Below are 21,545 nucleotides of genomic sequence, written 5' to 3'. Positions count from 1 at the left end.
ATCCTTCAGCCTCGATCCACCGCGAAGCCGGCCAAGCGTGCCGCCTCCGCCTGCAGCGAGGAAACCATCCGACCCGGGGAGATCGCCACGTGCACCGCGCGATCCCGCCCAAACACTCCACCCAACTCCGCGGCCGTGAGCGGTGTCAGGACCGGGAAATCCAGCCCATCGGTGCGCCCACCGACCAACCGGCTCCTCTCCGCGGGGCTGCCATCCGAGGCCTGGATGAGCAACGCCACCTTGTCATGGCGGAGCCAGTCCAGGACCGCTTCCCGCCCCGCCACCGCCTCCCCGCTGCGCCGCGCAAACCCCAGGAAGTCCAGGATCCGCTGGCGCAGGCCAGAAACGATCAGGGCGTGAAGATCGCCAGCAACCCCGACGGACCCCCGGGCGGCCTTGGCAAAGGCGCCCTGCTTGAGCGCTTTGCGCAACACATCATCCTGCGCCACCAACCATAGGCCCCTGCCCGGCAAACGTCCACCCGGATCAGGCACCACCTCACGCATGGGGCCGATGACGAAACGCAGCATCTGCTCCTTCGGCAAGGTCTGCCGGGTGACGATGCAGCGGCGCAATGGACCGCGCTCGCGGGCGATGGAATCGTCCGGGAGGGTGTCGTCCGGGGCGAGGGCGGGGTCAGCCGGCAGCTTCGCCGTTCCCTTCCTCGTCGAACCAATGGGCGCGGGCGGCCATGATCACGGCATTCGCCGTCTCCTCGTCCATGGTCTCGGCGCCAAACATCTCGACCAGCTCGTCGCCCGCCAGGTCCGCCAGGTCATCCAGCGTCTTCACGCCGGCCTCGCCCAGCTGCACCAGCATGGCCGGGGTGAAGGTGCCGATCTCGGCGATCGCATCCTCCACGCCCAGCTCGACGCGGCGGGTCTCGAACTCGGCGTCCTTGGCTTCGAGGAAAGCGAGGCCACGGCGCTTCAGCTCGGCCGCGATGGCCTCGTCGAAGCCCTCGATGCTCGCCAGCTCCTCGTCATCCACCTCGATGATCTCCTCGATGGTGGAATAACCCTCGGTCACCAGCAGGCCGGCGATCACGTCGTCCACGTCCAACGCCTCGACGAAGAGGCCGCTGCGCTTGCGGAAGTCCTCCTGGCGGCGCTCGCTCTCGCCCGCCTCGGTCATGATGTCGATGTCGTAGCGCGTGAGCTGCGAGGCGAGGCGGACATTCTGGCCGCGCCGGCCGATGGCGAGCGAAAGCTGCTCATCCGGCACCACGACCTCGACCCGCTTGCTCTCATCGTCCAGCAGCACCTTGGCCACCTCGGCGGGCGCCATGGCGTTCACGATGAAGGTCGCGATGTCCGGGCTCCAGGGGATGATGTCGATCTTCTCGCCCTGGAGTTCCGCCACCACGGCCTGCACGCGCGAGCCGCGCATGCCGACGCAGGCGCCGACGGGGTCGATGCTGGAATCGCGGCTGATCACCGCCATCTTGGCGCGGCTGCCGGGGTCGCGCGCCACGGCCTTGATCTCGATGATGCCGTCATAGATCTCGGGCACTTCCTGCGCGAAGAGCTTGGCCAGGAAGCCCGGATGGGTGCGGCTGAGGAAGATTTGCGGGCCGCGCGGCTCCTCGCGCACGTCATAGATATAGGCGCGCACGCGGTCGCCATTCTTGAAGGCCTCGCGCGGGATGGTCTCGTCGCGGCGCAGCAGCGCCTCGGCCTTGCCCAGCTCGACCATGAGGTTGCCGTATTCGGTGCGCTTGACCGTGCCGTTGATGATCTCGCCCACGCGGTCCTTGTATTCGTCGAACTGCTTCTTGCGCTCCACCTCGCGCACGCGCTGCACGATCACCTGCTTGGCGGTCTGCGCGGCGATGCGGCCGAAATCGATGGGCGGCAGCGGGTCCACGATGAATTCGCCCACCGTGATGCCGGGCTTCACCTTGACGGCGATGCGCAGCGGGATCTGCGTGTCCTCGTTCTCGACCGGCTCCTGCTCCACCACCTCGGTCCAGCGCGAGAGGCGGACCTCGCCGGTCTTGCGATCGATGGTGGCGCGGATATCCTTCTCCAGGCCGTATTTCTGCTTGCCCGCCTTGCCCATGGCGAGCTCCATGGCCTCGAGAACCTCTTCCTTTTCGATCATCTTCTCGCGGGCGACGGCTTCGGCCACCTGCAGGAATTCAGGGCGGGGGATCGCAACATCCATGGCCATGGTTCAGTTCCCTTGGTTCGCCGCGGACGCGGCCTTGGTCTGCGCTGCGGTGGCAGCGATGAGTTCATCGGTCAGCACGAGCTTGGCGCGGCGCATCTGATCGCGCGGCAAGGCCACTTCCGGCCCCTCGTCCAGGCGGAGCCTGCCCACTTCCGCATCGGCGCCCAGCACGATGCCACGGAAGCGCTTGCGGCCCTCGATGGGGATCAGCATCTCCACCGTCGCCACATGGCCGGCATAGAGGTTCCAGTCCTTGGCACGCGTCAGCGGACGATCAATGCCGGGGGATGAGATTTCCAGCATCCACTCGGCCTTGATCGGGTCCGCCACGTCCAGGACGGCGCCGACGGCGTGGCTGATCTCGGTGCAGTCCTCCACGGTGAAGGGCGCGCCATCGGCGCGGTCCGCCATGATCTGCACGGTCGGCTTTTCCTTGCCGCTCACCTGCACGCGGACCAACTCATAGCCCATATGCTCGATGGTCGGCGCCACCAGGTCGGCGATGCGGGCGTCGAGCCCTTCGTGGCGTGGTCTCTCGATGGTCAAATGCCGAAAGGGCGGCCTCGGAAGGCCACCCACCTCTTGATGAAGTTGGTTTGGAAGACCCCTGTTATGGCGCGGCGGGGCCTGTGATGCAAGTCTTCAGAATTCGATGCGGATGCCGCTCGCCTGCAGGAAGCCCCGCCAGAAGACGCCGCTCTCCCGCACGAATTGCGCGAAACCGGCCGGGCCCAGGGCCAGAAGGTCCACGCCCAGCGCCTCGAAGCGGGGCTTCGCCTCCTCGCTGGTGATGGCGGCCAGGATCACCTCGCTGAGCTGCGCCACGATGGGTGCCGGGGTCGCGATGGGCGCGCCGATGCCGAACCAGGCATCAATGACGGTCCCCGGCATGCCGCTCTCGATCAGCGTCGGCACATCGGGCAGGCCCGCGAAGCGCGTGGGCGAGGTCATGGCCAGCGCGCGCAGCTGCCCGCCGCGGATCAGCGGCAGCGTGGCCGCCAGCGAGTCGGAGCCGAAGAGCACCTGGCCGCCGATGATGTCCGCCATGGCCGCCCCGCTGCCGCGATAGGGCACATGCGTGCCGGTCACCCCCGCCTTGTGCAGCACGATTTCGGAGGCGAGATGCGTGATGGTGCCCGCACCGGAGGAGGCGAAGGTGCCATGCGCGCCGGGCTGGCGCAGCCGCTCGATCAATTCGCCGAGCGTCTTCGGCGCGGCGGCGGTATTGGCGGTGACCACCACATAGAAGCTGCGGCCCACGCCGACCACCGGCGCGAAATCGCGCTCGAAGGTGTAGCCCGCGCGCGGGTTGAGCGCCGGGTTCACCAGGAAGGTACTGGTGGTGCCGAGGGTGAGCGTATGGCCGTCCGGCGCCGCGCGGGCGCCCTGCTCCGTGCCGGTGATGCCGCCCCCACCCGGCCGGTTCTCCACGACGATCGGGTGCGGCAGGCGGTTGCGCGTCTCATGCGCCACGATGCGCGCGATGGCGTCGCTGCCCGTGCCCGGCGCGAAGGGGAGGATCAGGCGGACCTGCTGCCGCGGGAACTCCTGGGCGCGGGCCAGTGCGGGCAGCGTCAACAGGGCGGTGGCGACGCGCAGGCGTTGGCGGATGGCGGTTCTCATGCGGTCTTTCCCTGTTTCGCGACCAGCTTGGCCTGGCCCTTGGCCAGCGCCTCCGCCCGGTTGCCATGCTGGCCCGCGCGGCTCGGCAGGGCCAGGGCCAGACGGGCCGCGATCTCCCGCGCCGCCGCGATCACAGCGCCCGATTCCAGCCCCGTCGCCACGCCGCAGAGCTCCAGCATCTGCGTGAGGTCCTCCGTCGGCATGTTGCCGATGGCCTCGGGGGTCGCCACGCCGCCACCGAGCCCGCAGATCGAGACCTCGAAGCGCGTCACCCCCGCATCCAGCGCCGCCAGCACATTGGCCGCCGCGATGCCGGCCTGGTCATGGACATGGTAGCACAGCGTCATGCCCGGATGCCGGTCCAGGATGCGGGCGAAGCGGGCGCGCACGGTCGGCGGATCCTCGAAGCCCAGGCTGCCGGCCAGCATGAGGTCGCGCAGGCCGGCGTCGTACAGGCGGGCCACGATGGCCATCACCCGCTCCTCCGGGATCAGCCCGTCCAGCGGGCACCAGAAGGCCATGCCGAGGCCGAGCGAAAAGCGCTTTCCCGCGCGCTCGGCGATGCGCAGCGCCAGGATGGCCTGCTCCAGCGCACCCTCGATGGTGGTGTTCTGGTTCAGCGCGGAATAGGCGACGGAGGCGGTGATGAGGCCCACCATCTCATCCACCCGCGTCGTCGCCGCCCGCTCCGCCCCGCGTGCGTTCGGCACCAGGCCGCGCAAATTCACGCCCGGCAGGGGCGGCAGGCGCTCCAGCACCTCCTCCGCATCGCGCAAATCGGGGATGAAGCGGGGATGGGCGAAGGAGACGGCCTCGATCTCCGTGATCCCGGCGGCCGCCAGGCGCTGGATCAGCCAAATTTTTTCGTCTGTTGGCACCCAGCGGCCCAGGGATTGCAGCCCGTCGCGGGGTCCGACTTCGGTGACGATGGCGCGGGCGGGAAGCTGGATCACGGCGTGATCCCCCCCGTGCGGAGTTCATCTTCCGTAAAGCCCAGCCGCCCGAGCAGGATTTCGCGGTTATGCGCCCCGGCGGGCGGGCCGGCATGCTGGATCTCGAGCGGCGTGCGGGAGAAGCGGCCGGAGGGCGCCTGCATCCGCATGGGCCCACCCAGTTCCGCATCCTCAACCGAGATGATCGAGCCTCGCGCCGCGATATGCGGGTCAACCATGATGTCCGCCACGCTGTTCACCGGCGCCACCACGGCATCAGACGCCTCCAGCAGCGCGATGAGCTCCGCCCGATCGAAGCGACCGATCAGGCGGGAGAGCTCCGCATCCAGCGCCTCGACATTCGCGACGCGTCCGGCGTTTTCCGCGAAGCGCGGGTCACGCGCGAGCGCGGGTTCCCCCAGCGCGGTGCAAAGTCGGAGAAAAGTGCCGTTGGAGGAGGCGCTGAGGCTCACCCAGGCGCCGTCGCGGCATTGGTAGGTATTGCGCGGTGCCACCCAGGGCAGGCGCGAGCCCATGCGCTCCTGCACCACGCCCAACTGGTCGTTTTCGACGACGAAGGGGCCCAGCATGGCGAACATCGCCTCATAGAGCGCCAGGTCCACCACCTGCCCGCGCCCCGAAGCGTCACGCTCGCGCAGCGCGGCCAGCGCCAGGAAGGCGCCGCAGAGGCCGGAGCTCGCATCCGAAAGCCCGAAGGGCGGCAGCAGCGGCGGTCGCCCCGGCTCGCCATTGATGTAGACGAAGCCCCCATAGCCCTCGAGCGCGGTGCCGAAGCCCGGCTTGTGCGCGTTCGGCCCCTCCTGCCCGTAGCCCGTCACCCGCAGCATCACCAGACGCGGGTTGATGGCGCTGAGCACGTCATAACCGAGGCCCCATTTCTCCATGGTGCCGGGGCGGTAATTCTCCACGATCAGGTCGGCGTCGCGCACCAGGCGCTTCACCGTCTCCACGCCCAGGGGCGTGCGGAAATCCGCCGTGACCGAGAGCTTGTTGCGGTTCACCACCTTGTAATAGAGTGCGATGTCATCCCGCCGGCGCCCCCAGTTGCGGAACTCGTCCCCGCCATTCGGCCGCTCCAGCTTGATCACCTCGGCGCCCATATCGGCCAGGTGCATGGAGACGGTGGGGGCGGCCAGGAAATTCGAGGCATCGATCACGCGCAGGCCGGCCAGCGGCCCTTTGTTCTGGCTCATGCGCCCTCCTTGTACGGACAAGTCTTGTCCGGCGCGGCATCATCGTCAACGTGACCGCCATGTCCCAGGCGGACCCCTCCCCCCCAGACTTCGCGCTTTCCCCCGCTGCCTCATGGGCCTATGCGAGGGGCCTGGCGCCAGGATCCACCCGCTGCGCCCAAGCCCGTGCCGCGGGTCCACCCTCGTTTTCTTTGCGCCTTCGCGTCGCTGGCCCGGCCGGCACGCCTTCGACTGACCAGGATTATTGAATGCCCTTCCCTGACCTCGCCGGCCCGCTGGCAGCCACCCTGGCCGAACGCGGCTATGCCGAGCCCACCGCCGTCCAGGCCGCCGTGCTGGAGCCCGAGACCGCCGGCCGCGACCTGCTGGTCTCGGCGCAGACCGGCTCCGGCAAGACGGTCGCCTATGGCCTCGCCATCGCGCATGACGTGCTGGCCGGCGCCGAGCGCCTCGGCCATTCGCCCACACCACTGGCGCTGATCGTCGCCCCCACGCGCGAACTCGCCCTCCAGGTGCAGGTCGAACTTACTTGGCTCTATGCCAAGGCCGGCGGGCGCATCGTCGCCTGCGTCGGCGGCATGGATCCCATGGCCGAGCGCCGGCAGCTCGCCCATGGCGCACATATCGTGGTCGGCACGCCCGGCCGCCTGCGCGACCATCTGGAGCGGGGCAACCTCAAGCCCCAGGCCATTCGCGCCGTGGTGCTGGACGAGGCGGACGAGATGCTCGACCTCGGCTTCCGCGAGGACCTCGAAGCCATCCTCGAGACCATGCCGGCCGAGCGCCGCACGCTGCTCTTCTCGGCCACCGTGCCGCGCGGCATCGCGCAGCTCGCCAAGGGTTTCCAGAAGGACGCGCTGCGCATCGCGGCGACCAGCGAGGGCAAGCAGCACAGCGACATCGAATACCGCGCGCTCTCCGTGGCGCCGGGCGAGATGGAGCGCGCGGTGGTGAACACGCTGCGCTTCCTCGATCCGCGCACCGCCATCGTCTTCTGCACCACCCGCGCCGCCGTGGCCCGGCTGCATGGCAACCTGGTGGAGCGCGGCTTCTCCGCCGTCGCCCTCTCGGGCGAGCTCTCCCAGGCCGAGCGCACCCGCGCCATGCAGGGCCTCCGCGACGGCCGTGCCCGCGTCTGCGTGGCCACCGACGTCGCCGCGCGTGGGCTCGACCTGCCGGACCTGGCGCTGGTCATCCACGCCGATCTGCCGAATGACCCTGAGACGCTGCTGCACCGCTCGGGCCGCACCGGACGCGCGGGCAAGAAGGGCATCTCCGCCCTCATCGTCCCGCACAACCGCCGGCGGATCGCCGAGCGGCTGCTCCAGGCCGCCAAGCTCCAGGCCGCGTGGTCCGGCGCACCGACAGCGGATGAGATACATGCCAAGGACGGCGAGCGCATTCTCGCCGCCGGCATCGAGATGCTGGAAGCCGAAGCGGATGAGAGGGACATGGAACTCGGCCGCCGCTTGCTGGAAGGCCGCTCGGCCGAGGCGATCGCGGCCGCGCTGGTGAAGCAGCTCCGCGCGCCCCTGCCCGCGCCTGAGGAACTCGCCGCCGCCCAGGCCCGCCCCGCGCCGCAGCCCCGCACCATGCCGGCGCCGACCGAGGTGGGCGAGGGCGTGTGGTTCCGCATGAATGTGGGCCGCAGCAACGACGCCGATCCGCGCTGGATCCTGCCCTTCCTCTGCCATCGCGGCCATGTGACGCGCGAGGAGATCGGGCGCATCCGCATCCTGGACCGCGAGACACGCTTTGAGGTGGCGCCCTATGCCGCCAGCCGCTTCGCCCATGCCGCCTCCAAGCCTGGGCGCGATGACGCGCATATCCGCGTGGAGCCGGCCGATGCGCCGTTGGAGGGGCCAGCCCGCCGCGGCCCGCCCCATCCCGGCCCGAACCGACCCTACCAGGGCAACAAGCGCCCGGCGCCCCGCCGCGGCTGAGGCGGCTCGACAGGCGCCCATCCCTGGCGAGAGAATGGGGCCAAGCCGCCGGACGCGGCGCTGGGAGGCGACATCCGTGCACCGCTGGGTCTTCCTGCTGCTCGTCTGGCTGATGCCTGGCCTGCCGGCCTCGGCCGCGCTGCTGGCCGAGCTCGACACCTCGACCCCACAGGCCACGGTCGCCTCCTTCCGGGCCGAGGCGCTGCGGATGGAATCGCTGTTGCTGGCCTATCGCGCCACGCCCAGCAGGACGACGGAAACCGCGCTGACCACGGCGCTGACCCGCGCCGGGCGTGAGCTGTTCGACCTGCGGGACGCGCCGCCGGTCACGCGCATCAAGCATGGCGCCATGGCCTTCGGCCTGCTGGCCGATATCCTGCACCGCCTGCCGGAGTTGGACCCGAACAGCCAGCCCGTGGAACCGCAGGCGACGCGCTGGACGATCCCGGGCACGGAAATCCGCCTCATCCGCCTGCCCGATGCGGGCGGGCGGAACTGGGTCTTCTCGGCCGAGACGCTGGCCCGGCTGCCGGAATTCCGCGCCGCCCTGGGCGATGCGCCGGTGCTGGCGCCGGTCGGCATCCCCGATTGGGGGGATTTCCGCCGCAATTTCACGGGCCCGCTGCTGGCCGGGCTGCCGCTGCACCGCCTGCCCGCGCCGCTGCAATGGGACCTGCTGGGCTCACCCGCCTGGAAGGTGCTGCTGACGCTGCTGGTGCTGCTGACGGTGGCGCTGATCGGCCTGCTTTGCCTGCGCTTCGTTCTGCGGCGCAGCCGGGGCATGGTGCCCTGGCGGCGGCACCTGGCCATGCTGCTGGTGGCCGGCCTCTTCGTCCTGCTGCTCGATGCCGCCTATACCTTCATCACCTGGCAGATCGTCCTGGTGGGCGGCATTTCCGACATCGGCCTGCTCTTCACGAACTTCACCATCTACCTCGCCGCCGCCTGGGCGGCCTGGTCCGCCTGCTGGCTGGTGGCGGAGGCCATCATCGCCGCGCCCAACTTCCCGGCGCGGGTCTATGACGCGAACCTGCTGCGGCTGCTCGCGCGCGTCTGCTCCCTGCTCGCGGCGGCGACGCTGATCGTGCTGGGCGCGAATGAGGCGGGCGTGCCGGCGCTGGGCCTGCTGGCCGGCGTCAGCATCGGCGGCCTGGCCCTGGCGCTCGCCGCGCAGGCGACGGTCGAGAACCTGCTGGGCGGCATCTCCATCTTCGCCGACCGGCCCTTCCGCGTGGGGGATACGATCGCCTTCGGCACGGCGCGCGGCGTTGTCATCGCGATCGGCCCGCGGTCCAGCCAGATCCGCGGGCTCGACGGCGCCATCACCAGCGTGCCCAACGCCGATCTGGCCAAGGTCCATGTCACCAACCTCTCGGCGCGGGACCGCTGGATCTTCCAGCACCGGCTGCGCCTGCCGCGCGAGATGCCGGCCACGCGCATCGCGGCCCTCGTCGAGGCGCTCCGCCGCCGCCTCGCAGCCGAGCCGCTGGTCGAGACCGGGCGGGGCTGGCCGCGCGTGCATGTGGCGGGCATCGGGCGCAGCAATCTCTCGATCCAGATCTCCGCGCTGATCATGACGCAGGACGAGGCGGTCTTCCTCGCCACGCAGCAGGCGCTGATCCTTGATGCGCTGCAGGCGATGGAAACGGCGCAGCGCGACTGAGCCGCCAAGCCGCGCACCGGTTCGAAGCATCCGCGCGCAAGGCCCCCGGCGCCTGAGGGCGCCAGAAACTAGACCACGCTGCGTTCACATGCGTTCACGCCGCGCGGTCCAGCCTTTGCTGAGAGGATGATTCCGCGTTTCGGCGATTCCGCCTCAACGCATCATGCTCTAATCCGCGAAATCCGGCTGCTCTTTCATCAGCTGCCGCTTGATGCTCTCCAGGTGCAGCCGCGCGCTCTCGCGGTCGCCCTCGCGCATCTGCGCGTAGGTCGCCTCGGCCACCGCCTGGGGCACCGGCTTGAGCGCGCGCCCCGTGGTCATGGCCAGGCGCTGCACCTCGGCCGCGCGCTCCAGGTAGTAGAGATCGTCCCAGGCCTCGGCGATGGTCGGGCCCACCACCATCACGCCGTGATTCTTCATGAAGACGATATCGGCATCACCGAGTGCGGCGGCGATGCGGTCGCCCTCGCGCTCATCAAGGGCGAGGCCGTTGTAATCCTCGTCCACCAGGGTGCGGCCGTAGAATTTCAGCGCCGTCTGACCCGCCCAGACCAGCGGCGGCCCCTCCAGCATGGCCAGCGCCGTGGCATTGGGCATATGGGTGTGGAAGGCCGCCTTGGCGCGCGGATGCTTCAGGTGCAGCCGCGCATGGATGTAGAAGGCCGTCGCCTCCGGCACGCCATGGCCGGCCACGACCCGCCCCTCGAAATCGCAGATGACAAGGTTGGAGGCCGTGACCTCCGCGAAGGCGTGGCCATACGGGTTCACCAGCATCAGGTCGTCGCGCCCGGGGACGACGAAGGAGAAGTGGTTGCAGATCCCCTCCTGCAAGCCGAGCTTGGCCGCCATGCGGAAGCAGGCGGCGAGGTCCACGCGCGCCTGGCGCACCTCGGGCCGGTCGAGGTCGGAGTTGCGCAGCAGCGCGGGGGAGGCGGGGGCGGTGTCGAGAGCGTGTGCCATGCGCGCATTCGTTGCAGGAGAGGACACGGCGGGCAAGGCCCACCACCCATGGGCAGTCCGGGCCGGCGCGTCTATCCTGCGGATCATGAGCACGAATCAAAAAATCAACGGTCCCCGCCTGTGGGACACCCTCATGGCCATGGCCGAAATCGGCGCGACGCCCAAGGGCGGCGTGAAGCGCCTCACCCTCACCGAGGTGGACAAGGCCGGCCGCCAGCGCTTCACGCAATGGTGCGAGGAGCTGGGCCTGACGATGCGCGTGGACGCCATGGGCAACATGTTCGCCCGCCGCGAGGGGCGCGACCCCAAGCGCCTGCCCGTGCTGATGGGCAGCCACCTCGACAGCCAGCCCACCGGCGGCAAGTTCGACGGTGCGCTGGGCGTGATCGCGGGTCTCGAGGTCATGCGCTCGCTCAACGATCTCAACATCACCACCGAGGCGCCGATCGAGTTGGTGAACTGGACGGATGAGGAAGGCAGCCGCTTCGGCCATTCGCTGATGGGCAGCGGCGTCTGGGCCGGCGTCTATGACCAGGCCAAGACCTACGCGCTGAAGGATCTGGACGGTGTCACGGTCAGCGAGGCGCTGGATTCCATCGGCTACAAGGGCGCGCATCCGGCCCAGCCCTTCCCGGCCGATTCCTATTTCGAGCTGCATATCGAGCAGGGCCCCTTCCTGGAGCGCGAGGGGAAGCTCATCGGCATCGTCACCGGCGCGCAGGCGCAGGTCTGGTACGATGCGGTGATCACCGGCCAGGACGCGCATGCGGGCACCACGCCGCCCTCCACCCGCAAGGACGCGCTGGTGGCCGCCGCCCGCGTGATCGCCCGCGTGGATGAGATGATGCGCGCGCGCGGCGAGGATGGCCGCGGCACGGTGGGCCGCCTTCAGGTCTTCCCCAACAGCTGCAACGTCGTCCCGGGCGAGGTGCGCTTCAGCATTGAGTTCCGCCATCCGGACAGCGCCGAGATCCAGGGCATCGCGCAAGCCTTCCCCGCCGAAGCCAAGGCGCTGGTGGCCGAGAATGGCTGCGCGCTGGAGCTGAAGGAGCTCTTCGTGATCGAGGCCCAGCCCTTCGACCCCGGCTGCGTGGACCTCGTGCGCCAGGCCGCCGCGCGCCTGGGCTACCCGGCGCGGGAGATCATCTCGGGCGCCGGGCATGACGCGGTCTATGTCGCGCGCCGCATGCCGACGGCGATGATCTTCACCCCCTGCAAGGACGGCCTCAGCCACAACGAGGCGGAGAGCATCCTGCCGGAGGAGGCGGAGGCGGGCTGCCAGGTGCTGTTCGAGGCGGTGGTGGCGCGCGCCAACCGCTGAGGCGCCTGCGCCGCAGTCAGGCGGCGCGGCTGAGGAAAATGCGCTTCAGCTCGCCCTTGCCCAGCACCTCGCCCAGCACCCGCAGGCCGAAATAGGGCAGCAGGATCACCCAGAGCAGCAGCGCATAGGCGAATTTCTCGCGCAGCGATCCGTCGGCCATGGCGCGGATCGCCTCCGCCGTGGGATGTCCGTGCAGCAGCGCGACCACCGCCTCCTCGATCATGCTGAAGGCCATCAGCAGCAGCATGAAGAGCGCGGCGCGGTAGAACACGTTCACGAAGAGGCGGCGCCCGCGCAGCCGCTCGCCCAGCCGCGCCGCGTGCCCCAGCATCATGAACTTGGCCAGCACCAGCGCCTTGATGAAGGCGAAGCCATAGGCGCCGAAGGCGATGCCCTCGGCCTGGAGCACAGCGCTCCGGTAGAAGATGACCACGGCGAAGGAGATGTAGAGGTACAGGAAGATCATCCCGTACTCCTCCAGCTCGTGCCGGAGACGCGCCTTCAGTCCCTGGGGATGGGCGGCGGCGCTCACACGCCCTCTGGCATGCGGGTCGCCTGGCTGGCGGCCAGCACCCATTCGCCATCCACGCGGGCCATCATCTGCACCCAGCGCACCTGGATCACGCGGTTCTCGCTGATGCTGCGGATCGGGCTGCGGCCGGTGATGACGGCGGCATCGCCGTTCAGCACGCGGATAGAGAGTTCCTCGACATTCGCGAGCTCGATCACCGGCTCACCCGCCAGGATGGAGACGAGGCGCGCATCGCGGCCATCCACCTTCCCGGTGGTGTGGGTGTGGGTGAAGGAGGGGGCGAACATGGCGCGCAGCTTCACCACATCCCGCTCGCGCGCCGCGGCCTGCAGGCCGACGCGGAAGGCCATCACCTGCTGCTCGATATGGCCCGCGCGCTCGGCGGTCAGGTCGTGATGCGGATGCGCCATCGCGACGGAGGCGGGCAAGGCGAGGACGAGGGCGAGAAGCGCGCGGCGATGCATGAGGGGGCCTCCGTTGTGCGGCGCAAAGTTTGAGCGCGGCCCGGGGCCGTGGTCAATCGCTGCGTGGATGCGCCAAGCGCCAGGTAGCGAGCAGCCCCTCCGCATCCACGGCAACATAGCGCTGCGTGGTGGAGAGGCTGGCATGGCCCAGCAGTTCCTGGATGGAACGCAGATCGGCGCCGCCGGCCAGCAGGTGCGTCGCGAAGGAATGGCGCAGCGCGTGGGGCGTCGCGTGCTCGGGCAAGCCGGCGAGGCGGCGGTATTCGCGCAGCGTCCGCTGCGCCACGGCCGGGTCCAGCCGCTTGCCGCGCGCGCCGAGAAACAGCGGCTCGTCCGGCGATGCGCCGCCGCGATGCGCCATCCAGCCGGCCATGGCCTGGCGCACCACCGGCAGCACGGGGACGAGGCGCGTCTTGCCGCCCTTGCCCAGGATGCGCAGCGCAGCATCGCTGCCCGGCAACGGCGCATCGGCAATGTTGAGGCCGAGCGCCTCGCTGATGCGCAGCCCGCAGCCATAGAGCAGCGTGAAGAGCGCCACATCCCGCGCCGCCTGAAACTCCGGGCGTTCGCCGTGGTGCACATCGCCGATCTCGGTGCCGGCGGCGCGCGCATCGGCGCGGTTCAGCGCGCGGGGCACGGGCTGCACACGCTTCGGCCCGCGCATGGCGGCGATGGCGAGCGGCGCGATGCCGTGACGCCGCGCGAGAAAGCGCAGGAAGCTGCGGATCGCGGCGAGTTGGCGCGCGCGCGTGGCATTGCCCGCCCCATCCTTGGCGCGGGCGGCGAGGAAGGCGCGCAGATCGGCCGGGGTGAGGGAGCCGAGGGCGGCGAGATCGGGCTCGGCACCCTGATGCTGGGTGAGGAAACCCAGGAACTCGGCGACATCCCGGCCGTAGGCTTCCAGTGTATGCGGGCTGGCGCGGCGCTCGGTGGCGAGCCAGGTGAGGAATTCGATACGGGCGGAATCCCCGGTCATCGGCCCAGCGCAGTGGCCAGAGCCCGGGCCAGGAAGGCCAGCGATTCCGGCTCATTCGGCAGGTCGGCCACGTCGCGTGCGCCCAGCGCCAGCGTGGCCTCGCCCAGGCGCAGCAGTGCCTCGCGCCGGATGAGCGGGGCGGCCTCGCCATGCAGCGCGGCGCTGGCCACCGTCACGTCCCGCAGCACCAGGGGCGGGCCGGCCATGACGGGGACGAGGCGGCAGGACTCGAGGCCAAGACGCGCCGGCCATTCATGGCGCAGGCAATCCTCCGCGTCGGGGTTCGCGATCAGCGCCAGCACCGCCTCCGCCACCTTGGCCGCGAAGGCGCCACGGGTGCGGCCCGCTTCCAGCAAGCCCCGCCATTCCTGCCGCCCGGCCTGGATCATCGCCGCCATATGGTCCGCCACCGCCTCGCCATGCACCCGTCGCGGCGGCGTCAGGATGGCATAGAGCTGCGGCCGCTCGGCGAGGAAATCCGGATGAGCGAGGAGGAAAGCCTCCACGGCAGAGGGATCAGGCGACGCGTTCACGGCAAGACCGCCCCACAACTCCAGCCGTCGAAGCCACCCCAACTGCCCATGCGCCGCCCTCCGAGAATGCGAGGCGAATAGCCGAGCCGCAAAGCTTCAGCTTTGCGAAGCCAAGCGGCCGGAGGCCGCGCCCGGCGTCTGAGGGTCACAGAATAGATTGCCCCGTCTTCGCCCAATCAGCCAAAAACGCCTCCAGGCCGCGATCGGTCAGCGGGTGCTTCATCAGGCCACGGATCACCGCCGGCGGCATGGTGCCGACGTGAGCGCCCAATTTGGCCGATTGCAGCACATGCACCGGGTGGCGGATGGAGGCGACCAGCACCTCGGTCTTGAAGCCGTAGTTGCGGTAGATCTGCACCACGTCCGCGATCAGCCCCATGCCGTCCTGGCCGATATCGTCCAGCCGGCCGACGAAGGGCGAGATGAAGGTGGCGCCCGCCTTGGCCGCCAGCAGCGCCTGGTTGGCCGAGAAGCAGAGCGTGACGTTGACCGGCGTGCCCTCCTCGGAGAGCACCTTGCAGGTCCGCAGGCCCGCTTCCGTCAGTGGCACCTTCACGCAGACATTGCCCGCGATGGAGCGCAGGTAGCGCCCTTCCCTCAGCATGGTCTCGTGATCCGTCGCCGTGACCTCGGCCGAGACGGGGCCATCGGTCAGCGCGCAGATCTCGGCGATCACCTCGCTCATCTTGCGGCCGGACTTGGCGATCAGGCTCGGATTGGTGGTGACGCCGTCCAGGAAGCCCGTGCCCACGAGGGTGCGGATTTCGGCGACATCGGCGGTGTCCACAAAGAACTTCATGCTTGGGGTATCCTGCTGGCGGCGACTCGAGGGCCGTGGAAACGAGAGTGGGGGTTGACCATCGGCCGCCCCGTGGCGGAGGGAATAGCCCATGGCGACACCATCCCGAAAGGCCATTGGAGCCGGCGCGGGCCAGCGCGTCAGCGTCCTGCTGCCCCTGCCGCTGGAGAGCGCCTATGACTATCGCCTCCCGCCCGCGCTGGTGGCGGGGCCGGGCCACTTCGTCGAGGTACCGCTGGGCGGCCGCGTCGTGCTGGGCGTGATCTGGGACGAGGCGCCCGGCGCCGATCATGTGGCCGAGGGCCGGCTGCGCGAGGTGATCGCGGTCAAGCCCGCGCCGCCCATGCGGCCCACGCTGCGGCAACTGGTGGACTGGATCGCCGCCTATACCCTCTCGCCCCCCGGCGCCGTGTTGCGCATGGCGATGAGCGCCCCCGCCGCGCTGGAGGCGCCGACCCAGGCCTCCGGCTGGCAGCGTGTGGCGGGGGCCGCGGCGCGCATCACGCCGGACCGCGCGAAGGCGCTGGCCGCTCTGGGTGACGAAATTCTGCCGGGCACAGAGATCGCGCGGCTCGCCGGCGTTTCGCTCGGCGTGGTGCGTGGCCTGGCTTCGGTCGGGCTGATCGAACCCGCGCTGATGCCCCGCGCCGCCGCCTTCCCACGCCCGCGCCCCGATTTCGCCCCCCCCCTGCTGCGCCCCGAGCAGGAGGAAGCGGCCTCGGCCCTGCGGGAAGCCGTGGCCGCGCGCAGCTTCGGCGTGACCTTGCTGGAAGGCGTCACCGGCTCCGGCAAGACGGAGGTCTATCTCGACGCCATCGCCGAAACGCTCCGCCAGGGCCGCCAGGCGCTGGTCCTGCTGCCGGAGATCGCGCTCTCCACCCAATGGCTCGCGCGGTTCGAGGGGCGCTTCGGCGCGCCGCCGGCGCTCTGGCATTCCGAGCTCTCCTCCCGCACGCGCCGCGTCACCTGGCGCGCGGTGGCGGAGGGCGATGCGCCCGTGCTGGTCGGCGCGCGCTCGGCGCTGTTCCTGCCCTTCCCTGATCTCGGCCTGATCGTGGTGGATGAGGAGCACGAAACCGCCTTCAAGCAGGAGGAGGGCGTGATCTACCACGCGCGCGACATGGCCGTGGTGCGCGCACGCCTCGAACGCGCCACCTGCGTGCTGGTCAGCGCCACGCCGAGCCTCGAGAGCGTCGCGAATGTCGAGGCCGGGCGCTACCGTCGCCTCGGCCTGCCGGTGCGCCATGGCGGCGCGGCGATGCCCGAGATCACGGCGGTGGACCTCCGCCAGAAGCCGCCCGAGCGCGGGCGCTTCCTGGCGCCGCCGCTGATCGCCGCCGTGACCGAGACGCTGGCGCGCGGCGAGCAGGCGATGCTGTTCCTCAACCGGCGCGGCTATGCCCCGCTCACCCTCTGCCGCGCCTGCGGGCACCGCATGCAATGTCCGAACTGCACCGCCTGGCTCGTGGAACATCGCGCCCAGCGCCGCCTGCTCTGCCACCATTGCGGGCACACCGCGCCCACGCCGCCGGCCTGCCCCGAATGCGGCGCCGAGCACTCGCTCGTGCCCATCGGCCCCGGCGTGGAGCGCATCCAGGAGGAGGTGGCCGAGCTGTTTCCCGAAGCGCGCCGCCTGGTGATGGCAAGCGACACCATCCCCGGCCCAGCCGCCGCCGCCGCCGCCGCGCAGCAGATCGAGGATCGGGAGGTGGACCTCATCATCGGCACGCAGATCGTCGCCAAGGGCTGGCACTTCCCGCATCTGACGCTGGTGGGCGTGGTGGATGCCGATCTGGGCCTGGGCGGTGGCGATCTGCGCGCGGGCGAGCGCACCATGCAGCTGCTGCACCAGGTGGCCGGCCGCGCGGGGCGCGAGGACAAGCCCGGCCGCGTCATGCTGCAAAGCTTTTCCCCCGAGCATCCGGTGATGCAGGCGCTGATCCGGGATGACTTCCCGGGCTTCCTGAAGGCGGAGGCGGCGCAACGCGAGCCGGGCCATTGGCCGCCCTACGGCAGGCTGGCGGCGCTGATCATCAGCTCGGAGGATGCGCGCGCGGCCGAGCGCGGCGCGCGCGAGCTGGGACTCGCAGCCCCGGTCGGCGAAGGATTGCAGGTGCTGGGCCCGGCGCCGGCGCCGCTCGCGTTGCTGCGCGGGCGGTATCGCCATCGCCTGCTGCTCAAGGCCGCGCGTGGCGTGAAGGTGCAGCCGGTGCTGGTGGATTGGCTCGCGCGGGTTCAGCTCCCGCGCGAGGTCCGGGTCCAGGTAGATGTGGACCCGGTGGGGTTCCTATAATCAGGAACCCTGAGGCCGGAAGCGGGCCGCGGTGTATGGGAGCAGCCAAACCGCCGCCTGGCGTCTCAGGGCGAAACAACGACGTATCCGCGCCGCATAGGCACGGCAGGATGCTTCAGCATCCCGAAGCCAAGGCGGCGGAGCCGCCGCGTCGTGCCGAGGGCGCGCCTCCGGCGCGACGTGCCGAAAGCGCGCCTCCGGCGCGACGCGTCTGACGGCTTAGAACACAAACCGCGATCCGATGATCACGCTGCGCCCCGGCGTCTGGAAGCCGTTCACCGGCTCCCACTTGCTGTCCGTCAGGTTGCGGCCCTCCAGATAGACATTCACCTGCGGCAGCACCGGATAGGTCGCCGTCAGATTGAACAGCGTGCCGGACTTGTTGTAGCGCATCGCATTCACGCTCGCGCCCGAGTTCAGATAGGTGGCAAAGGGCCCCTCGGGCGAGCGCCCGGTGAACAGCACCTGCGGCGTGATGACGAAGCCGGGCGTCGGCTCCACCCGCGCCGAGACGGTGACGATGCTCTCCGGTCGGCGCGGCAGCGGCTGGCCGGTCTGTCCATCCGTCGCATCGGTGATGGTCCAGGAGACGTCGGTGGTGAACCAGGGGGCCGGGCGCAGCGCCCAGTTCAGCTCCACGCCCTTGATGTTGGCGCTCGCGACGTTCACCAGCGTGTTGAAGCCCGCGTTGAAGTTGATCAGGTTCGTCACGCGCTGCTGGAAGAAGGTGAAGCCCACCGTGGAGAAGCGCGCCTGGTTGAAGGCCGCGAAATCCGTCTCGGCGCCGAATTCGTAGCCGATGCTGGTCTCGGGCTGCAGGTTCGGATTGCCGCGGAAGGTGTTGCCGATCACGCCGAAGCGCTGGTTCAGCGAAGGCGCGTTGAAGGCCGTGCCGCCCGAGGCACGGATGCGCACATTGGTCTCCGGCACTGCCAGCACCGCGCCGACGCGCCAGCTCGTATAGCCGGTGTAGTCGGAGACGTTGTCGTAGCGCACGCCGCCCGTGACATCGAGCGCGTTCCAGAAGCGGTACTGCATGGCCACATGCCCGGCCGTCGTGTCCTGCTGGGCGTTGGTGACGGCGCGGAAGGGCGCGTTGCCGGCGAAGCTCGTCACATCCTCATGCGCGTAGTTCACGCCGAAGGTGACGGCGCCATCCGTCGCCGGGCCGAAGCCCGGCAGGCGCACCACATTGCCCCAGTCCACGCTCTGCCGCGTGCCGCGATAATAATCCTGCACCGTGGCGCTGCTGAGGATGTCGGGCAGGTTGGAATAGGTGCGGCGGTCCTGCGTGACGGCGAGGCGCAGGCCGGTGGTCAGCCGCCCGTCAAACAGGTTCGACTCGCCACGGATCTGGCCCACCCAGCGCCGGTCATTGCCGGTGTAGTTCGGGTCGTCGCGCGGCACGCTGTCCAGGCCGATCGTGGCCTCCCGCCAGCGCAACTGGCCCTCGACGCGCGTGCCGGGCGTGAAGGTGTAACCGAGCCGCGCCGTGGCATTGGTGGTGTTGAAGCCGTCGAACTCGCCCAGCGTGCGCCAAAAGCGCGAGGCGGTGGCGTTGGACGCCCTCGTGGAGATGTTGTTCAGGCTCGCCAGGTAGTCGAACTGGCCGATGGTGCCGGCGATGCCGCCGCCGAGGCGCAGCGTGCTGGCGGTGCCGTAACCGACCTCGCCATAGGGCATCACCTGCCGGTCCGGCGGCGCGCGGCGGGTGACGAGGTTGATCACGCCGCCCACCGCGGCACTGCCATAGAGCGAGGAAGCCGGGCCACGCAGCACCTCGATGCGCTCGATGTCGAACAGCGTCTCATTGCCGAAGTTGAAGGCGCCATTCGCGTCCGACGGGTCGTTCACCGGCACGCCGTCCATGAGGACGAGGGTGGAGCGGCTGGAATTGCCGCGGATGAAGACGCTGGCCTGTTGCCCTGGCCCGCCCGACTGCGCGACGCGCAGGCCCGGCACGGTGGCCAGCGCCTCGGCCAGATTGGCGAAGCCGTTCTCCTCGATCGTCTTGCGGTCAATGACGGTGATGGAGGCCGGCACGCGTGCCAGCGGCGTGGGCACGCCGGTGGCGGTGACGATGGTGTCCGGCACCGCGATCAGATCCTGCTCCGGCGAGGAGCGGGGCGTGGCAGGCGCGGAATTCTGGGCAAAGACAGGCGTTGCCGACGCCAGCATGGCGGCGGTGGTGAGCAGGATACGGCGCATGGGAAACCTCCCGTGTTGCGCATGACGACATGCCGGACGGGAAAATCGCCCCGCCCGACGGCTGGCGCCGAGCCCGCAAACGGAACAGGTCCGTGGCACCGGTGCACCCCGCCCGGCACGCGCGAGAACAACTCTGCGAAGGCCGGTCTCCTGGCTCGCGGGTCAATGCCCTGGTCCGCCTTCTCACCCCCCGGCAGGGAAGCAATGGCGTATGGACCGAGGCTCTCCGCCTACAGTTGCGGGGGCAGCCGCGGATTGACCGGGCCATGGCCCGGCGCGTCGCGCGTTCCCGTTTCAACCCTCATCGGGTCACCTTCACATACTTTGAGTCTAGACCGGGTCAGACGATCCAGCCAAGGGCCTGGATGCCGACCCAGACCAGCGCGCCGATCACGAAGGTGGCGAAGAGGCAGCCCAGCAGCGTGACCAGCGCGCCGATGCCGATGACGCGGTTATCCGCCTCGACCACGCCGAGCGCCATGATGATGGTGCCGAAGGCCGGCGGACCATTGGTGCCAGGACCAGGCAGGATGAGCATGACGGCCGAATAGACGGTGAGCCAGCCCACGATCTTGTCGCCGAACGGGCTGGTGAAGAAGCCGGGGCGCGGCTTCACATATTGCTCGACGCGCTTGATCCAGGAGGAGCCGGAAGCGCCGGAAAGGCGCAGCAGATCCTCGCGCTTGATGGATTGGCGCGCGATGAAGCGCGGCAGCTTCGGCACGCGGCGGCCCATGCCCATCTGCACGCCCAGGATCAGCATGGGAATGCCGAAGACGGAGGCCATGCCGGGCAGCAGCGAGGGCAGGCAAAGCAGCAGGATCAGCAGGCCGAAGGCGCGGTCTCCGAAGGCTTCCGCCATCTCGCCCAGCGTGATCCGCGCCCCGGGAAACTGGGCCGCAACCTCGGTGACGATCCGCGAAATCGGCGCGAGATGCTCATGATGCTGATCGGGTGCGGGTTGCGCCGTGCCGTCCAAAAGCCTGTCCTTGTGAGTTTCCCCTCCGCGGGGCCCCGCAGATGAACGGGAACTTAACGAGATATTGCGCGGTGACCAGTGAAAATTTCGTGGGCGGCCTCATCCCCGTGGACAAGGCCGCCGTTTTTCTGGGTGATCAGGCGCCGGTGAAGACCGGCTTGCGCTTCTCCATGAAGGCGCGGCGGCCTTCGCGATAATCGGCACTGTCGAAGCAGGCATCCTGATCCGCCGCGATGGCCGCCATGTCGCGATCCGCCGCATCGGCCAGCACGGCGCGCACCGTGCGCTTGTTGGCCTTGAGCGAGAGCGGCGCGTTCACCGCGATGGTGGAGGTGATCTTCGCCACCTCGGCATCGAGCGATTCCGCCGGGTGAAGTTTGTTGATGAGCCCCATGCGCTCGGCCTCGGCCGCATCCAGCCGGCCGCCGGTCATCAGGATGAAATGCGCATGCGCGGGGCCGACGAGCGCCACCAGGTTGCTCACCATGTCGAAGCCATAGGCGATTCCGAGCTTCGCCGCCGGGATGCCGAACTCGCTGCCCGTGCCCGCGATCCGCATGTCGCAGGACATGGCGATGCCAAGCCCGCCGCCCATGCAGAAGCCCTGGATCTTGGCAATGACGGGCTTGCCGAAATTCGCGAGCCGCTGCCGGCCATGGCTGGTCTTGGCGTTGTACTGGCGCTGCGCATCGGCGTCCGAGCGGTTTTTCTCGAACTGGCTGATGTCCGCGCCCGAGACGAAGGCCTTGCCGCCCGCGCCTTCAAGGACGACGCAGCGCACGGCGGCATCGGCCTCGAAGATGTCGAGCGCCTCGGCCATGCCGTCCCACATCGCGATGCTCATCGCATTGCGCTTCTCGGGCTGGTTGAAGACGATCGTCCCCACGCCGGCATCAATGCGGGCCAGGATCTTTCCATCGGCGAACTGCATCT

Annotated in this window: 19 protein-coding genes and 1 riboswitch; of the genes, 4 read left to right on the top strand and 15 right to left on the bottom strand. The window is 69.7% G+C overall.

Annotated features, from left to right (window positions below; all coding sequences use genetic code 11):
• Positions 1–5 precede the first annotated feature (5 nt).
• From ACQ860_RS15935 to ACQ860_RS15910, 6 genes are all read right to left on the bottom strand, one after another.
• On the bottom strand, positions 6–647 hold the full coding sequence (locus tag ACQ860_RS15935; RefSeq protein WP_431305770.1) for an RNA-binding protein: 642 nt from the start codon (positions 645–647) through the stop codon (positions 6–8).
• Positions 637–2,166: a transcription termination factor NusA gene (gene nusA, locus ACQ860_RS15930; RefSeq protein WP_431305769.1), complete on the bottom strand. Its 1,530-nt coding sequence runs from the start codon at positions 2,164–2,166 to the stop codon at positions 637–639. The genes ACQ860_RS15935 and nusA overlap by 11 nt, the downstream gene beginning before the upstream one ends.
• A gap of 9 nt (positions 2,167–2,175) precedes the next feature.
• On the bottom strand, positions 2,176–2,718 hold the full coding sequence (rimP, locus tag ACQ860_RS15925; protein WP_431304319.1) for a ribosome maturation factor RimP: 543 nt from the start codon (positions 2,716–2,718) through the stop codon (positions 2,176–2,178).
• Positions 2,719–2,814: 96 nt separating this feature from the next.
• Positions 2,815–3,795, bottom strand: coding sequence for a Bug family tripartite tricarboxylate transporter substrate binding protein (locus ACQ860_RS15920; RefSeq protein WP_431304318.1), 981 nt, complete (start codon positions 3,793–3,795; stop codon positions 2,815–2,817).
• A complete protein-coding gene (locus ACQ860_RS15915; RefSeq protein ID WP_431304317.1) occupies positions 3,792–4,748 on the bottom strand; it encodes a hypothetical protein in 957 nt (318 codons plus the stop codon). The genes ACQ860_RS15920 and ACQ860_RS15915 overlap by 4 nt, the downstream gene beginning before the upstream one ends.
• Positions 4,745–5,941: a CaiB/BaiF CoA transferase family protein gene (locus ACQ860_RS15910; protein WP_431304316.1), complete on the bottom strand. Its 1,197-nt coding sequence runs from the start codon at positions 5,939–5,941 to the stop codon at positions 4,745–4,747. Before ACQ860_RS15910 ends, ACQ860_RS15915 begins: the two co-directional genes overlap by 4 nt.
• A 248-nt stretch (positions 5,942–6,189) precedes the next feature.
• Between ACQ860_RS15910 and ACQ860_RS15905 the strand changes: the two genes are divergently transcribed.
• Both ACQ860_RS15905 and ACQ860_RS15900 read left to right on the top strand, forming a co-directional pair.
• A complete protein-coding gene (locus ACQ860_RS15905; protein ID WP_431304315.1) occupies positions 6,190–7,884 on the top strand; it encodes a DEAD/DEAH box helicase in 1,695 nt (564 codons plus the stop codon).
• Between the two features lie 76 nt (positions 7,885–7,960).
• Positions 7,961–9,547 (top strand): mechanosensitive ion channel family protein, encoded by a 1,587-nt coding sequence (locus ACQ860_RS15900; RefSeq protein ID WP_431304314.1) that lies wholly within the window; start codon positions 7,961–7,963, stop codon positions 9,545–9,547.
• A gap of 168 nt (positions 9,548–9,715) precedes the next feature.
• Here ACQ860_RS15900 and ACQ860_RS15895 read toward each other — a convergent pair whose 3' ends face one another.
• Positions 9,716–10,507: an aldolase gene (locus ACQ860_RS15895; protein ID WP_431304313.1), complete on the bottom strand. Its 792-nt coding sequence runs from the start codon at positions 10,505–10,507 to the stop codon at positions 9,716–9,718.
• A gap of 82 nt (positions 10,508–10,589) precedes the next feature.
• On the opposite strand from ACQ860_RS15895, the gene ACQ860_RS15890 reads away from it, so the two are divergent.
• Positions 10,590–11,828, top strand: coding sequence for a Zn-dependent hydrolase (locus ACQ860_RS15890; RefSeq protein ID WP_431305768.1), 1,239 nt, complete (start codon positions 10,590–10,592; stop codon positions 11,826–11,828).
• A 16-nt stretch (positions 11,829–11,844) separates the two neighbouring features.
• Here the strand turns inward: ACQ860_RS15890 and ACQ860_RS15885 are convergent, their stop codons facing one another.
• The 5 genes from ACQ860_RS15885 to fsa all read right to left on the bottom strand — a co-directional run bounded on the left by ACQ860_RS15885 (position 11,845) and on the right by fsa (position 15,132).
• Complete coding sequence (locus ACQ860_RS15885) at positions 11,845–12,294, bottom strand: hypothetical protein (RefSeq protein ID WP_431304312.1); 450 nt, start codon at positions 12,292–12,294, stop codon at positions 11,845–11,847.
• Between the two features lie 62 nt (positions 12,295–12,356).
• Complete coding sequence (locus ACQ860_RS15880) at positions 12,357–12,824, bottom strand: nuclear transport factor 2 family protein (protein WP_431304311.1); 468 nt, start codon at positions 12,822–12,824, stop codon at positions 12,357–12,359.
• Between the two features lie 52 nt (positions 12,825–12,876).
• Complete coding sequence (locus tag ACQ860_RS15875) at positions 12,877–13,800, bottom strand: tyrosine recombinase XerC (RefSeq protein WP_431304310.1); 924 nt, start codon at positions 13,798–13,800, stop codon at positions 12,877–12,879.
• Positions 13,797–14,306, bottom strand: coding sequence for a hypothetical protein (locus tag ACQ860_RS15870; protein WP_431304309.1), 510 nt, complete (start codon positions 14,304–14,306; stop codon positions 13,797–13,799). Before ACQ860_RS15870 ends, ACQ860_RS15875 begins: the two co-directional genes overlap by 4 nt.
• Positions 14,307–14,478: 172 nt before the next feature.
• Complete coding sequence (gene fsa / locus ACQ860_RS15865; protein WP_431304308.1) at positions 14,479–15,132, bottom strand: fructose-6-phosphate aldolase; 654 nt, start codon at positions 15,130–15,132, stop codon at positions 14,479–14,481.
• Between the two features lie 91 nt (positions 15,133–15,223).
• On the opposite strand from fsa, the gene ACQ860_RS15860 reads away from it, so the two are divergent.
• The gene (locus ACQ860_RS15860) at positions 15,224–17,425 is read left to right on the top strand and encodes a primosomal protein N' (protein WP_431304307.1); all 2,202 of its coding nucleotides are present in this window, start codon (positions 15,224–15,226) and stop codon (positions 17,423–17,425) included.
• A 219-nt stretch (positions 17,426–17,644) separates the two neighbouring features.
• On the opposite strand, the gene ACQ860_RS15855 is transcribed toward ACQ860_RS15860, so the two are convergent.
• The 3 genes from ACQ860_RS15855 to ACQ860_RS15845 all read right to left on the bottom strand — a co-directional run bounded on the left by ACQ860_RS15855 (position 17,645) and on the right by ACQ860_RS15845 (position 21,543).
• Entirely contained in the window at positions 17,645–19,633 is a 1,989-nt protein-coding gene (locus ACQ860_RS15855) for a TonB-dependent receptor plug domain-containing protein (RefSeq protein WP_431304306.1), read from the bottom strand.
• Positions 19,634–19,756: 123 nt separating this feature from the next.
• Positions 19,757–19,965, bottom strand: a riboswitch (cobalamin riboswitch).
• A gap of 8 nt (positions 19,966–19,973) precedes the next feature.
• The gene (locus ACQ860_RS15850) at positions 19,974–20,612 is read right to left on the bottom strand and encodes an exopolysaccharide biosynthesis protein (protein WP_431304305.1); all 639 of its coding nucleotides are present in this window, start codon (positions 20,610–20,612) and stop codon (positions 19,974–19,976) included.
• A gap of 136 nt (positions 20,613–20,748) precedes the next feature.
• A complete protein-coding gene (locus ACQ860_RS15845; protein WP_431305767.1) occupies positions 20,749–21,543 on the bottom strand; it encodes an enoyl-CoA hydratase in 795 nt (264 codons plus the stop codon).
• Positions 21,544–21,545 lie beyond the last annotated feature (2 nt).

It is taken from the genome of Sediminicoccus sp. BL-A-41-H5 (assembly GCF_050632405.1).
Lineage (GTDB): Bacteria > Pseudomonadota > Alphaproteobacteria > Acetobacterales > Acetobacteraceae > Roseococcus.
Note: the sequence above shows the minus strand (reverse complement) of the source record. Positions and strands in the feature narration are given on the sequence as shown.

Bases quoted from the DNA above. Each gene is read 5' to 3' on its own strand.
- nusA (WP_431305769.1), bottom strand. From the start codon at position 2,166: ATGGATGTTGCGATCCCCCGCCCTGAATTCCTGCAGGTGGCCGAAGCC.
- ACQ860_RS15920 (WP_431304318.1), bottom strand. From the start codon at position 3,795: ATGAGAACCGCCATCCGCCAACGCCTGCGCGTCGCCACCGCCCTGTTG.
- ACQ860_RS15910 (WP_431304316.1), bottom strand. From the start codon at position 5,941: ATGAGCCAGAACAAAGGGCCGCTGGCCGGCCTGCGCGTGATCGATGCC.
- ACQ860_RS15905 (WP_431304315.1), top strand. From the start codon at position 6,190: ATGCCCTTCCCTGACCTCGCCGGCCCGCTGGCAGCCACCCTGGCCGAA.
- ACQ860_RS15895 (WP_431304313.1), bottom strand. From the start codon at position 10,507: ATGGCACACGCTCTCGACACCGCCCCCGCCTCCCCCGCGCTGCTGCGC.
- ACQ860_RS15885 (WP_431304312.1), bottom strand. From the start codon at position 12,294: ATGATCTTCCTGTACCTCTACATCTCCTTCGCCGTGGTCATCTTCTAC.
- ACQ860_RS15880 (WP_431304311.1), bottom strand. From the start codon at position 12,824: ATGCATCGCCGCGCGCTTCTCGCCCTCGTCCTCGCCTTGCCCGCCTCC.
- ACQ860_RS15875 (WP_431304310.1), bottom strand. From the start codon at position 13,800: ATGACCGGGGATTCCGCCCGTATCGAATTCCTCACCTGGCTCGCCACC.
- fsa (WP_431304308.1), bottom strand. From the start codon at position 15,132: ATGAAGTTCTTTGTGGACACCGCCGATGTCGCCGAAATCCGCACCCTC.
- ACQ860_RS15860 (WP_431304307.1), top strand. From the start codon at position 15,224: ATGGCGACACCATCCCGAAAGGCCATTGGAGCCGGCGCGGGCCAGCGC.
- ACQ860_RS15855 (WP_431304306.1), bottom strand. From the start codon at position 19,633: ATGCGCCGTATCCTGCTCACCACCGCCGCCATGCTGGCGTCGGCAACG.
- ACQ860_RS15845 (WP_431305767.1), bottom strand. From the start codon at position 21,543: ATGCAGTTCGCCGATGGAAAGATCCTGGCCCGCATTGATGCCGGCGTG.